This window comes from Roseibium litorale (genome assembly GCF_014842915.1).
GTDB classification, from domain to species: Bacteria; Pseudomonadota; Alphaproteobacteria; order Rhizobiales; family Stappiaceae; genus Roseibium; species Roseibium litorale.
The window spans coordinates 216,197-230,308 of record NZ_JACYXI010000005.1 but is presented as its reverse complement, the minus strand read 5'-3'; the positions used below and the strand labels follow the sequence as shown (position 1 = coordinate 230,308).

Sequence of the window (14,112 nt, the reverse complement as noted above, 5' to 3'; positions counted from 1 at the left end):
TGGTCCGTTCCGGTCAGGCGCGTTGGCGGGCGATTGTTTCAAGCAGGTCATCATACTGGCCGCAGACCAACCGCGTTTCCAGCTTGGACTGAACATGCGCCCTCCCGGCCGCCGCGAGACGGCTGATTTCCTCTGGCCGGGACATGAGGCGGTCCAGCGGCTGGCGGATGGTCTGTGGGGAGACCTGATCGATCAACAAGGCTGCGCCGCCGGTCGCTTCCGGCACGCCGCCCCGGTTGACGCCGATCGTGGCACAGCCGCAGGCCATGGCCTCGATTGCCGCCCTGTGGAAACCTTCTTCCACGATCGAGGGAAAGACAGCGATCTGTGCCGTTGCAAGCTGATCCCGGACACCCTCCTGGGTCAGATTGCGCAGGATGCGGATCTCCGGATGACCAAAGGTCATGGCCTCGATCCCGGAACAGAATTGCCGCTCTTCTTCGGTCAGGACGGCCAGAATGAGCGTGAGTTCCCAGGACGGGCAAGGACTGGAGACAAAGGCTTCGACCAGTTCACGGATGCCCTTGTCGGCTCTCGCGCGTCCAACGAAACAGATTGTTTGCTGCTTCTCCGCCGCAGGGCGCCAGAAGTCCGTGTCGAGCGAATTATAGGCGATTTGGCATCTGGCCTTGAGGCTGGGATAGGACGCCAGAAACCGGCTGCGCAGAAAGCCGCTCACAAAGATCAGTCCGCTCAGCCGATTAAATTGCCGCTGCTTGCACCATTTTGAGAACCAGCTCCGCTCCGCGCGCAGCAGACCATGCCGGTGCAGGACAACAGGGGTTGGCGCCAGTGCCTTGGCAATACGGGCGGCGGATTCAGGATGCTGATGCACAACGATCACATCCGGGCGGTCTCGTTTCAGGCCTTTAATGGCCGCGCTGATCAGGTCGTTCTGACGCCGGGCCTTCAAGGGCCGGAAGTCGATGCCGGAATAGGGACCCTCCACGCTCGCACCAAGAACATAGCTCTGATCCTTGAACCGGCTGCCGGACAGGAGCTCATGGGCGACGATATCGATGGACGTTGCCCCTTGCGGGGAAAAGTGCATCCCGCGCGGCAGGACAATACCGGCTTTCATGACAGCGGATTTTCCAGTTGGAACGGAGGATGGGAAAAGCGATCCAGGTGCAGTTTATTGCGTTTCCTCATCGCTGTCGCCATCCGGAATGGCAAGGCTGACAGCGCCGCCAGCCACTTTCGTTGTGGTCGACACGGTGGTGCCGACAACCGAAGCGGTTGTGCCGACGACGGCGCCGCCCACCGAAACCACGGCACAATTGGCCGTCAGAAGGCATAGGCAGGTGAGAAACACGAGGCGGGTCAAGATCATGGGGTCCGTCAGATTGTACGGCTGCAGTCTTCAGATACTGCCCGGAGAGCAACTTCGGGAGGGATGTTGTACCTGCCCGGATTCCCTAGGATCCTACACCACTCAGGAGAGGTTTGAAACCAGCTCCCAGGCTCCTGCATGTGGCAGGAAAGCGGCGGCTCAACGCGCTGGTCGATAGACTGGCAGTCTGCGCTGATTTCACCAGTACCGCATAGATGCGCCTTTGAGGCCGAATAAGTGGCCTTAGCTTGCGGACTAAACACACAGGCTTTGTGACCTGCGGCTCATGCGGTAAACCGCTGACGGCTTGCTGGTTCACCAGCCGCACCACGCCTTGGGACACGATCCAAACTCGCTATTGAGTTTCTGTCAAGCCTTTGGGAGTTTTGGGTTTTTGATAGTCTGACTGATAAGAAAACCGTGCTCAGACAGGCCTTTGTAAGGCGGTTATCGTCCCGCCGCGAAAAGGGCGGTGACCCCTGATTTTACTATGCCTTTCAAGGCATTCAGGGGTGATCGCGTGTCGTTTGGAAAAACGGCGCCCCGCGCCGGGATTGGCTCCCGCCGCTCGTTACCCGAATGCGCGATAAATACCTGGCAGGATGCGCGCGAGATGGTTGAACTCGGTCATGTCGTGAACCGACATTTCATAGGCTGTCATTTCCGCAACCTGCTCGTTGAAGCCAATCTTTTGCAGCATTGCCGGAGCCTTCTCCGCATTGGCGAACCGCGCCATGTCCGCATGAGCTCCGATCCAGTACCGGCTTAAGAGCTCCATGCCGGCACTTGTATCGCGGGCAATATGGACCATCAGCGTGAACGGGATATCGGGTGCCGGCGTCGGATAACACACGGCACTGGCGCTGGCGGTGAAGCCTTCTCGCGCCAGGGCCTGGGCGTCGAAGCCAAGCGTTGCCGGTTCGGAGAAATGGATGATGGCGTCGAGACGGCTAGGTCCGATCCATTCCTGGATGCGGTTGGGATTGTTGAAAAACCGCTTCTCGTAGCTCAGCGACGTATCTTGCAGGCGGGACGGGTCGTCAACGCTTGTGTCGATATGAGCCTGCGGAAACCAGAGCATATAGCGTTCTTTTTCGAGCGGATGCCAGGTGAACCACCACTTGAACATGCCGGTGGTCACGCCGGGCATGACAATGCGGCTTTGCGCATAGGCCATTTGGCCATCCAGAACGGCATAGCCGTTGTCTTTCGTCTTGAAGGACGGGTCGATCAGACGGTTGAGGTTCTGCGCACTCGGCGTGGGCACATCGCCGGGATCGAGGGGTCCGAACTGGAGGGCTTTTGCCGATGCCGAGGGAACCGAGAGATCCGTGTCGAGATAGGGGGCATAAGGGGTGGCGCCCACGGCCTGCTCATTGGCAATGCGCTGCTTCTGGCACTCCAGGGAAAGGTATGTGACAGCGCTCCAGTCGCCGTAAGCGTCGCGATGCGCTTCGGGTTTGGCCGCGGGCGCTGCTTGTGCGAGGTCAGAATGGGACAGGACAGCAGCAGACGCGGCTCCGGCGATTGCAGCTGGAGCGCCTTTGAGAAGGGTGCGGCGGGACAGGGTACGGGTCATGGCGAGCTCCTTGGCGGAAATTCGATGCTTGACCCTGAAACTACGCCATGATCCTCATTAATCAAATCAATCTGGGGCATGCTGAAAATCGACATGACTGATATCTCAACCATCGATCTCAACTTGCTGATCGCGATGGAGGCCCTTCTGGAGGAAAAGAACGTCTCGCGCGCGGCGCGGCGGCTTTCTCTTGGCCAGCCCGCCATGAGCCACAATCTGGCGCGCCTTCGACGATTATTGGGGGACGAATTGCTGGTGCGAAGTGCGGGCGGCATGGTGCCGACGCCGAAGGCCGTCAGTCTCGAAGTCGAGCTTCGGACTACCATGCGGAAAATACGCATGCTGTTTGCGGAGCAAATGCCATTTGACCCTTCAACAGCGCAAATGTCCTTTCGGCTTGGCGTGACCGACAGCGCCGAAGCAATCCTCATTCCCGCAGTCTCAGCCCTGTTGCTTGAAAAGGCGCCCGGCGTCACGCTCAAGTTGATCCCCATAGACGGGGCCGATGTCGCCGATGGTCTGGAGACGGGCGTCTTCGATCTCGCCATTGGCACTTTCGCCGGGGGAAGAAGCTACCACAAGCAACGCGTGATCTATCACGAAGGGTATCATACGGTTTTCAATGCCGCCCTGGTCGCCATCGGTGAAGCGATGACGCTTGATGACTACAGACGCTATCCGATGGTGGTGGTCGAGGGACCGGACGGAGACGCAATCCTGGACGCGTTGGGACGTCTGGACGTATGGCCGCACATAGCTTTGCGAACGTCCCATCTTCTGACGGTGCCTTCCATCGTTTCCCAGGCACCGATGATCGCCGCCGTCCACACCCAGGTGGCGGAACGTTTCGCCGAGCATTTCGACCTGTCCGTCAGGCCGCTTCCGGAAGAAATCGGCCTTGCGCCTGCAAAACTCATGCTCATGTGGCATGCGGCCAGCGACAAAGCCCCTGCACACCGCTTCTTGCGCGATCTCGTCGTCGAAGGGCTCAGATGTCTGCGTGGGAGGAAACTATAGGCTCCCGCTTTCGCGATTCTTTCCGCTGCCTGCGAAAATGGTGGCGATATAGCGGCGCTGATAGAAAGAAATGGCGCACCAGTAGAAATAGGACTTAGACCTGTAAATAATTGAATTTATTATATGAATTTTGACTTCTGTAGGCTTCTGGAGCCGCAGACATTCTTCACTATCGGGTTCTCATGCTCTTGATGATTCTGCTGACTACAAAAGGTTTTGCTTCACCCTGGAAATCGAGTTCTGGGAACCGGTCGCGCACGATTCCTTCGAATGTAACGAATGCCCAGATCGCCGCAACGAAACTTGACCGTGCATAGAGGCCGTGGCGCTTCTGTAGCGTGAACAGGTCATAAACGAAGGCTGCTACAAGGAATGACCCTGCCCTCTTGCTGTGATGGGTCTCGATTAGCCTGTTCACGTCGCTCCGGAGCGCCTCCCGGTCCAAAGATTGCGGGATGGTGATTGCAGACCCGACGAGACTGTCACAACACCGGTCGGGTTCGCCGAATGCCAGGCCGAGGAAAAGGTCCTGAAAACATAGCCTATCTCTCTCGCTGAAGTGTGCGAAAAAGCCTCCGTCGAGAAGCCAGACTTCGCAAGATTCGTCCAGAAGGAGATTGCCCGGGTGCATATCGCAATGGACAAAACCGGTTTCGAATGCCATCCGGTAAAGGACTGCCAGAACGGACTGCGCGGCCTGCTTGTAGATTGTCGTCTCGATGTGATCGGCACTGATACTGACGGCGTTGTCGACAAAATCCATCACCAGCACATCGGGACCAACGAGATCCGCGTGCACTGAAGGAATATTGACGTGCCGCTGAATGAAATTGTCTTCCTGCATCGCCTCAAGATTTGATGCCTCCATATGCATGTTGAGTTGCGCGACGAACAGCGCTTCGATCTCGGAGTAGCATTCTGCAATGGGTAATGCTTTGAATGCTTTGAGGTTCGCGACAAAGCCTGCGAGCCATGCGCCAATCCGGAGGTCCATCGTTAAAATCCGAGCGGCGTCCTGACGGACAATCTTGACCGCAACTTCCCGTCCGTCGCACCGTTTCGCCCTGTAAACGGTTGCAATGCTGCCGGCCGCGATCGGCTTTGCCTCGAAGGCTGAGAATAGTTCTCCAGTTTGGCGGTTGAATGTCCGTTCGAGGGTCGCACGGGAGATCTCAAAGCGCTCCGGTCCGACTTGATCTTGAATCCGCCGCAATGGCCGCAGCAGGTCTTCTGGCAAGAGGTCAGACCTATGGGAAACGATCTGCCCCAATTTCAGGAACACCGGCCCCAACCGTTCCAATGTTTGTGCGATGCTTTCTCCCAGGCATTGGTTCGCTTCGTTCACCCGACCGCGGCTCCGCAAATATGCCCATCGTGGTGTGCGCGAAAGAAGCATGCCTGCAGCGATTGCCCCAACACGCACGCAGCGCCCGGCAAGCTTTGTACGGGAGGGAAACGAGGTCGCCCTACCTTTCAGGGCATCGTCCTCGCATACCCCCGCTGTTTGGCTATCAGTCAGCATCAAGCGCTGGTTAGTATTCGCGCAAAGGATCGTAATCCTCGAATTGGCCGCCTTCAGATTTGAACCTGACGGCTTCCGGCTCCAGCGGGACGGTGCGCCAGTACCGGGCAAAATTAAGTCCGTCCCTGTAATCTTCCATCGGAATTTCGAACATTCCAGTGCAATCGCCCGAAGAAAATTCAATGAACCTCCCCGCGACCAAACCGGCCTGCGGTTTTTCGAAGGCTACTTTGACGTCTCGAGGCGGAACGTCCTCTGCACCGACGGCGATGGCGATCCCCGCCTGATCTTCGACGAAGCGTTCTCGATTGATGTAGATGTCGTAATTGGCGGCATAGGTGATCCGGGCGGGAAAATCTGCTGAGTCGAACGGTCTTCCTGGGTCCGGCGCTTGATCCGCCGTTCCAAGACTACGGGCCGGGCTTTTGATATCGATCGTTCCCTTCAGGATTTCTCCCCGAGACGTCGAAGCCAGTTTCTCCGCGCTTTCGTTAAAATCACCGCCGGAGCGGAATCGCGCGGCGATAGGAATTCGAATATCGAGGCCCGAGCGCGGCCTATAGAGGCTCGAAATGACCGAGTTGCCCTTGATTTGCCCTCGTGCCGCTTCAAATCCACGCGAGGGAAGTTTTGCCTGGAGAATAGGAACGGACCCGTCGTCAGTGCGTAACGACCGGGCTTCACCAAGCGTTGTGATCGCCAGCAGATATCGGGCCCGATCCTCCGGGTTCGCGATGTCGAATTCCGCGGTATCGCCCGGAATGTTCGGAGCCTTCTTGTGAAAGATCATGATCCCCATGCCGACCTGAAGACCAAGTCGTTCGGCTTCCGGATTCTCGAAGAGATAGTTCAGTTTGGCAGCCTTGGCACGGCTTGCGGGGATGATTTGCCAATAGATCCGAGTATTCGGATTTCCGTAGGGTGTTATCGCCGAATTCCGCTCCGGAGCAGGGGCCCAAGTCCTAAGGTGATGGCTGCACAAATCGCGAATCTCGATATCGCTGTTCTTACCGAAAAGCTCCCTCGCTCCCTCGCCGGCGCCCTCGTCAACAGTCAGGCTGTAACCGTGATTGACGGTAAAGGTCACTGCGGCCGGAATATGATCCGCAAATCCGGTCTTTTTGTCGACGACCAGCTTTCCTCTCGGATCACCGTAGAAGAGCTGATTGAGCATCGGGCTTTTCCCATAAAGATCCCAATCCCGGATCGTGAACTGGAATTCGCGCGTCCCCAGATTGTTGACATAAGCCGGGTAGATTTCCAGACGCATGAAGGCGCGCAGTTTTATGATCTCCTCCATCCACGGCTCATTCGGCGAACGCCTGGCTTTCATCGGAATTGTGATTGTCGATCCTTCGAATTCGATAAAACTCTCATCCTGCGTTAGTGCTCTGAATGTTCTATACGGACCTGAAACGATAGGAATAACCATCATCAACCTCCATCTGGGAGCCTAAACTTGTCTGAAAAGCAGTTCCCTCACCAATTTCCGATTTATTATACTTTTACTGTCGTCCTATTTTCTTGTGATCTGCCGGATATTGATGATTCAGATTGTTTTGTTGAACAGAATTGTATTTCCTACCTAGGCCCTTCTCTTCTCGAAAATTGCAGAAATCAAATACGCAACTTCCATCGACCATCTCCTATGGTCTTTCGACCTCGGTAATCTGGTGGCAGAACAGCGCAGGCACGGCAAGTGTGACCGGAGGATCGAAGATCGTCGGCGGATGGAGTGCCACTCGGATCTTGTCGAGATTGGGCTGTATCGATGTCCGCCCGATCAGGACGGGGCGGAAGTTGACCAGTTCGGTCAGTCGTGGCCACAGTGGCAACGCCGCCGCTAGGCAATACCCCTTTAGGCCACCACCGAATAGAGCGATGCGGCGTGTCGGCGGCACGAAGCGCCAGTCGGAGGGCATGCCGGAGGGATGGGCACGCGGGAAGACGGCTGTGATCAGGCTTGGCCGGTCGTGCGCTTCGGGGGACTCGAATTGCACCTCGATCACCGTACCGGCTTTCGGTGAGCGGGGCTTACCGTGTAGGAGTGCTTGGACGAAGAGGCCGGTGAAGCCGACGGCACTCATGGCCTTCGCATAGTTTCTTGGCGAGATCCCGACGCAACAAGAGAACTTACTGACGAAGGAGCCGAGGCTCTCGAAACCGATCTCGAAGCAGACGTCGGTGACCCGCATGCGTTCGAACACCAGTAGCCGTTTGGCGATCTCGAGTTTCTCCGCATTGTGGAACGCCATCGGTGGAATGCCGGTTAGCTTTTTGAAGGCGGAGATCAACTCGAACTTACTGAGCGAGGCGTACTCAGCCCATTCGCATAGCGAAACATCGCCGTTTTCCAGCTTCTTCATACCCGAGATGACCTTGCTCACCACGCGCCGGTGTTCTTCGGCGCGAAAGCGCCCGGGTGGGCTTGTGCGGATCGCTTCGCTCGCCATTGTCAGTGCGCCTCGAACGGGCGCAAAGCTTCGGCCAGTTCTTCGGGAACGGCTACGGCGCTCAGGCCGTCGGGGCGCTGGCGCATGCAGCCAATTTCCTGGAAGCCGCGGGCGGCAAGCTGGTCTGTGCCGCCGGTGACAGCCCAGTAATCGAAATCGAGGCCGATCCGGTGCTGGCGTACGAAGGCGAGGCGCATGCGCAGCTCGACCTCGTCGAAGGCCTGCAGTTCGGCGAAGTAATCGCACGACACCCGCAACGTCACGAGCCTCAGATCCTGCCGGATCTCGTCGAGGACCCCCGGCGCATGCGTCTTCAGAAACATTTCCCGGCAGCGCCCTTGCCAGGCGACGTGGCGGGCGTAATAGACGTTGCCGACGACATTCGTCTCCTCGAAGGATACGACATGGCGGTAGACGAAGGCGGGCCGGTCCTGTGGGGGCGAGCCTTCGGCCCCATAGTCCTGACCTAGGTACGGGGGGCTGCCCAGGACGGTCATAGCGCGATCTCCGAAAAGTTGCGGGACGGCTCCGGCTCCGACGCAGCCGCCGCTTGGATTGTTCCGATGGCGACGGCCAGATCGAGAGCGGGCAGAGAACGGGAAAAAACGACAGGACGGTGCGGGTCCGCGCCTCTTGAGACAGCCCGCAACGGAAGCGCGAAAGGCTCCGGTTCGCCAAGTTTGCGCAGCACCTCTGCTTGGGCCCAGTCTTCGGCCGTAAGCGACCTGCCCGCGACATCGGGATAGACCGCGCCGAGCTCCGTTACATCACAGGCGATTGGATGTGAGCCATGGACAGCAAGGCTGACGCCCGCGCCATGACTCAACCCCAGGAAGCCTTCACCGGTGACTAGCATCGGGCTGCCGTCGACCCTCTGCTTGACCTTTCCGTTGAGCCCCAGCGCCCGAAGCGCTTGAACGCGGCGTTGCTCCCTTTCGGCCCGAAACCCGCGCACGAACGCGACACGCACACTGTCGTCGCCCAGTTCTGCGCGCGCGATCCGTTCGAGATAGGGCCGGAACAGAAGAGGGGCCGCCTGAAGACACGCACCGGCGTCGATGTCTCCAATCGCCTTGAACTGGGCGTCCCGCCAGGCCGCGACGAGGCGGGCGTCGTCATCGAAGGCCTCGACGTCGAAACTGTAGATGTCGCCTCGGGTCCAATTCTCGACACCGACGAAACGGCGGACCGCACCCAGGGAGCCCAAGCGGACGAACTCGCCGATCGAAAGCGGTAGCACGCGTCTATGCGGGATGGTCACCTGCAGGACATGCAGCGCCGCATCGGCGACGCCCGGATCGCCGAGGAGCAGCTCCGCTGGCTCGAAGGCGCCGAACCAGTCCGATCTGCTGTTCTCCGTCAGTCGGGCGTCAACGCCACGCGACGAGACACGTTCAATGCCGTGCAACTTTCGGAACCTTGGGCCATGAAAGAACAACGGACCGTAGAGGAGAGTGGCCGAGGTGCTCTCGTCCATTTCGGCATCGGATCCGACCCGGGCGATACTCGGCGAGGCGCTCAGGTTGGCGACCGAATGGAACCGCGCGCTGAAACACGGCGACTGGAAGTCGTCGTCCTGCGTAAAGATGCAAGCCTCGACGCTGGCATCCGCGGCCCGCAGAGCGGCAATCCGGATTCGCAAGCCGTCACGGCCGACGATAGCTGCCCGATGGAACACGGAATCGGTGATTCGGCGGGGCGCTTCGCCCCCGATCAGGGTGGCCACCACCTGGGCCATAGCCTCGATACCTATCACACCTGGCAGCATGGTCCGGCCGTCGATGCGGTGATCGGCAAGGAACAGGTCCCGACCAGCGTTGAGGTCCGTCTCGACGACTAGTTCGGTTCCGGGGAAATCGATCAGGACGCGGTCGACGAAACGCAAGGGGCGGCTCCCGGTTGACCCGATTTCAAGCCCCTTGGGCGGACCGAAGCGTCCGGTGATCACTATGGTGCCCGACGTTCCCGCGCTGACATGCTGACAGAAGGTGGCCATGGCTGCTTCGAAAGACAGGGCATCGACGCCGTTTTCGGCCAGCCGTTCAATGGTTCCAAGCCGTTCGCCCATCCCGGCACCGCCCCAGACGGTCCATTCCAGCGAAAGGCAACGGCATGCCGGATGCGCCTCGGCGAAATCCTCAACAATCCGGCTCTGCATGGCATTGGCCAGTGCATAATGGCTTTCGCCCTCCAGGCCGATGCGCCCGATGATTGATCCGAAGGCGATCACCTGGTGCAGACCTGAGCCGAAACGGTCAAGAACTGCGGTCAGCCCCTCCACCTTTGGCGCGAGGGTCGACCGGACGCTCTTGGCCGTAAGCGCGCCCAGGCGCATCGGTTCATTCACCGCCGGGGCGAACAACAAGACGCTGGGCTCAAGGACCGCGTTATTGAGCCTCTGCGCGAGTTCCGCGACAGATGACGGGTCGGTCACGTCGCATTGCTCATAGCGCGCTTCGATGCCGCGCGAGCGGGCGATCGCCAGCGTATTGGTCACGGCACGATCGGTTGGATTGCTGCGGCCGACGAGTACGAGTGGCGCCCCATCTGCGGCAAGGGAGAAGGCGCATTCCGCACCGATGCCACGATGGCAGCCAACTGCCAGCACGATCTCTTTGGGACCGGGCATTCCGCCGGTCGGGCGAGCTGGTCTCTGTGGCTGTGGTTCGAAAATGGCGCGATCGATAATGTGCTGATTAGCAAGCCGATGGTCGGCGAAGCCATCCGGGGCAAGGCGAAGCAGATCGTCTATCCGGGGATCGCCCGGACTCTGGCCGTTGCGATCGATCAGCAGGATTGCCTCGAAGGCGCGTTCCTGGAACAAAGAGCGAAACAGCGAAGATACCGGCAGGTGGTCATGGATCACGGCGAGCCTGCGGATACCCTGGCGCTCGGCCTGTTGCAGCCGTTCGATAAGCCTCAAGGCCTCAACGACCGCGAAGCCGGATGGCAGGTCGATCAACAGCCCGAGGTCGGCGGCCGACCCGGTCTCCGGAATCGAGGGATCAGGTGCCCATTGGACACGCCGTACCCCGGGCTTGGGCAGGCCGCAGGCGCGCCAGACTATGCCATAGTCTGCGACCCAACGGCGAACGCCGTTCACTCTCGTCCACCCGCTGCTTTCCGGTTGGAATTCTGCCAATTCCGCCAGCTCAGCGGCCAGGATTGCCGGCGACGCTTCGGCGAAGTCGGTTGGATTGCGCACGGGCTGGCGGCCGAGTCGTTTGCAGACCGAAACAACAATGCGGGTCACCGCCAGAGAATTCAGGTGCAGCTGCGACTGGAACCGGGCTTCGGGATCGATCGCGGCGACCGGCAGGCCTGTCTCCTCGGCCACGACCCCGAGGACCGCCTGGATCAGCGTTTCCCCTGCAGGTGCACCGCCGGTCCGGAGGGTTGCCGCTTCCCTGGAACGAACGGCAGGTGCCGGAGTTTGCGACCGCACGCGCAATTCGGAACGCGTTCGCGTGGAACGATCCGCACGCCGGCCGCAGGGATTGGACAGGAACTCGATCCCTCTGCCTAGATCGATGGACCGGATGCCACGAAAGGCCAGGAGCTGCTTCCGGTCGATGTCGTGCCCAGCGGCGAATGCTGCGGCGAGCCCACTCAATAGCGGCACGAGATCGTCGGACTGAGAGTCCAGCGCAAGCGCGGTCAATCCATGGTCGTTGGCAAGCCGGGTCAGGCCGGATCCGGGACCGAGTTCGATGAACAGCGACGTGTTTGCGGCCATTTCATCGAGCGCGCGGACGAATTGCACCGGCCGCACCAACTGATCCCCCAGAAGCCCGCCAATGGAAGCGGCCTCAGTCAATTGAGCGCCGGTGACTGTAGAGACCACCGCCCGTGCCGGCGCGGCGAAGCAGATATTTGCGAGAACAGCCCGGAAGGGATCGACCGCAGCAGCCATGTCGGGACTGTGGAAGGCGTGCGAGACCTGGAGCGGCTGACACGTGACAGCAGCCCGTACTGCGCGTTTTGACAATTCGGAAAGCGCCCCCGCGCTGCCGCTGAACACGGTTTCCTGACGACCGTTGACGCAGGCCAGGTAGCAGTCGAGACCATCTGCAAGTGCGGGTGCGGCGTCCGCAGACAACCCGAGGCGGAGCATTGCACCGTTCGCCCGGCCGTGGTGGGCCATGACCGCGCCGCGCCGGGCGGCGAGATCGAGTGCGTGGACAGGTTCGAGACTGCCCGCCCAGGCGAGTGCCGCGAGTTCGCCCAGACTGTGGCCGGTCGCTACCTCCGCCTCGACGCCGAATGCGGCCATCACCTGCATCGCGGCGAGGTTGGCATAGGTAATCGCGGGTTGGGCGACCGCAGTATCTGTGACCGTGCCCTCGACCTCAATGGACAAGGCATCCGCCAACGGCCGCAGGAAGGGGAAGCGAGCGAGCCACACGGGCGATGGTTTGACCGCGGGCGCAGCCTGTCCTGAGAACAGATAACCGATCTTGCGGCGTGCGCCTGAGCCGATATGGATTTTCTGCTCCGTGTCCTTCGAACTCATACCTTTCGCGCCATCCTCACGCATCAGCAGCGTAAGCGCCTCATCGATTCGCGTGCACAGCTCCCTGGCGTCACGGGCAACGAACGCGAGACGGAAAGAGCCCAGTCCCAAGGTGTCGAATGCGTTCGCTGCCGCGTCCGCCAGTTCGGCCAGAGACAGGTTCGCTGCGGTGGTGCGCAAGACCTCCAGACATTCACGTAATCCGGAGCGGTCGCCCGCACGAAACAGGAACAACTCGGCTCCCTGTTCTCCGCGCAGGGACGATCCCGTGAAAGCCGTCACCCGCGCCGTTTGCCTCTCGCCCCCCTCAAGGACCACGTGCAGATTGATGCCACCGAAGCCGAAGCTCGACACCCCCACCAGCGGCGCCTTGCTGTTCCCGAAAGCTTTGGCCTGTTGGACAGGAAACAGCCGGCTATCGGTCTCGCGGAAGATCGCATGCGGTTCCTCACAGCCTGCGTGGGGCGGGACGCCACCCTTTTGCAAGGACATCACCGTCTTGACGAGTCCAGCAAAGCCCGCCGCAGCCTTGGTGTGGCCGATATTGGCCTTCACCGAACCGATGGGTAGTGGTTTGGATGCGCCTTCGCGCAGGGCGGCGAGCGCCGTGACCTCGGTCGGGTCGCCGATCGCCGTGCCGGTTCCGTGTGCTTCCACATAGGCGAGGTCTGCAGGATTGCTGTCGGCCATTTCGTGTGCCCGTCGATAGGCGAGCAGTTGGCCCTGGCTGTCAGGGCGGGTGAGGCCGCCCGAACCATCGGTCGACATTCCCCATCCACGCAGGACGGCCCGGATCGGGAAACCGCGCCGACGGGCATCTTCGGCGCGCATGAAGACGCTGAACGCTCCTCCTTCACCGGGCCAGAAGCCATCCGAGCGGGCATCGAAGACCCGCATTCGGGTGGGCGACAGCGCGCCGTTGCGTGAAAAACCGACAAGCTCAAACGGGTCGAGCGACAGGTCCACCGCGCCCGTTATCACTGTGTCCACGATACCGTCCCGCAGCAAGGTCGCGGCATTGGCCACGGCCAGCAGCGAAGACGAACAGGCTCCGTCCACGGTGTAGGCGCCACCCTTCAGGTCGAAGTGGTTCGCGATCCGTCCGGCGATCGTGTTGGCAAGCCCGCCCGCGAGCGAATCCTCATTCGGCTCGGGAAACGCGGATTTCAGCCGGTTGGCGAATTCCTCGCGGATACGGTCCGCCGCCTCGGTTCCTGCTCCCGTTGCGGCCAATGTCTCTTCCAGGAGTTCGTCGAGAAACGGTTGCCGCAGACGCAATATTGCCGCTCGGCTGAATTCCCCGGTCAGCGTGTTGGCGACAACGACGGCGGTTCTCGCCCGGTCGAGCCTGTCGATGCCGCCTGCGGCGGCGAGTGCCTCGGAGGCGAGCTGCAGGGCCAGCCAATGCGTAAGGTCGGTGTTTTCGAATGCTGCCTTCGGGATCAGAAAAGCCTCGCGATCGAAGTGCCAGTCGTTCAGCAGGCCGGCGAGCACGGGGGTAATGGAATCGGCGGTTCCGATCCTGCTGCGGGCGTAGGCGTCCATCGGCAGTCTCTGCGGTGGAATTGCCCGAAACGACCGGCGGCCATCCATCAGGTTGCCCCACAGCTCCTCCGGCGAACCGGCATCCGGAAACCGGCAGGAAAGCGAGCAGATGGCGATGTGGCCAACACTTGTCATAGCCGTTGTCTCCAA

At 60.3% G+C, this 14,112-nt stretch carries 9 protein-coding genes; 1 reads left to right on the top strand and 8 read right to left on the bottom strand.

Annotated elements, in window-relative coordinates:
* Window positions 1-13: 13 nt before the first annotated feature.
* The 3 genes from IG616_RS10200 to IG616_RS10190 form a co-directional block, all read right to left on the bottom strand.
* Window positions 14-1,081, bottom strand: coding sequence for a glycosyltransferase family 4 protein (locus IG616_RS10200; RefSeq protein WP_192148051.1), 1,068 nt, complete (start codon window positions 1,079-1,081; stop codon window positions 14-16).
* Between the two features lie 54 nt (window positions 1,082-1,135).
* On the bottom strand, window positions 1,136-1,333 hold the full coding sequence (locus IG616_RS10195; protein ID WP_192148050.1) for a hypothetical protein: 198 nt from the start codon (window positions 1,331-1,333) through the stop codon (window positions 1,136-1,138).
* 571 nt (window positions 1,334-1,904) lie between these two features.
* Window positions 1,905-2,912, bottom strand: a complete 1,008-nt coding sequence (locus tag IG616_RS10190) for a DAPG hydrolase family protein (RefSeq protein ID WP_192148049.1) — start codon at window positions 2,910-2,912, stop codon at window positions 1,905-1,907.
* Window positions 2,913-3,005: 93 nt separating this feature from the next.
* On the opposite strand from IG616_RS10190, the gene IG616_RS10185 reads away from it, so the two are divergent.
* Window positions 3,006-3,929 carry a LysR family transcriptional regulator gene (locus IG616_RS10185; RefSeq protein ID WP_246476180.1) on the top strand — a complete coding sequence of 308 codons (924 nt, stop codon included), beginning with the start codon at window positions 3,006-3,008 and terminating at the stop codon, window positions 3,927-3,929.
* A 169-nt stretch (window positions 3,930-4,098) separates the two neighbouring features.
* On the opposite strand, the gene IG616_RS10180 is transcribed toward IG616_RS10185, so the two are convergent.
* The 5 genes from IG616_RS10180 to IG616_RS10160 all read right to left on the bottom strand — a co-directional run bounded on the left by IG616_RS10180 (window position 4,099) and on the right by IG616_RS10160 (window position 14,097).
* Window positions 4,099-5,274 carry an AarF/UbiB family protein gene (locus IG616_RS10180; protein WP_192148047.1) on the bottom strand — a complete coding sequence of 392 codons (1,176 nt, stop codon included), beginning with the start codon at window positions 5,272-5,274 and terminating at the stop codon, window positions 4,099-4,101.
* A gap of 187 nt (window positions 5,275-5,461) precedes the next feature.
* Entirely contained in the window at window positions 5,462-6,883 is a 1,422-nt protein-coding gene (locus IG616_RS10175) for a hypothetical protein (protein WP_192148046.1), read from the bottom strand.
* Window positions 6,884-7,097: 214 nt separating this feature from the next.
* Window positions 7,098-7,904, bottom strand: a complete 807-nt coding sequence (locus IG616_RS10170) for a helix-turn-helix transcriptional regulator (RefSeq protein WP_192148045.1) — start codon at window positions 7,902-7,904, stop codon at window positions 7,098-7,100.
* A 2-nt stretch (window positions 7,905-7,906) separates the two neighbouring features.
* The gene (locus IG616_RS10165) at window positions 7,907-8,401 is read right to left on the bottom strand and encodes an acyl-CoA thioesterase (protein ID WP_192148044.1); all 495 of its coding nucleotides are present in this window, start codon (window positions 8,399-8,401) and stop codon (window positions 7,907-7,909) included.
* The gene (locus IG616_RS10160) at window positions 8,398-14,097 is read right to left on the bottom strand and encodes a type I polyketide synthase (protein WP_192148043.1); all 5,700 of its coding nucleotides are present in this window, start codon (window positions 14,095-14,097) and stop codon (window positions 8,398-8,400) included. The genes IG616_RS10165 and IG616_RS10160 overlap by 4 nt, the downstream gene beginning before the upstream one ends.
* Window positions 14,098-14,112: the final 15 nt, after the last annotated feature.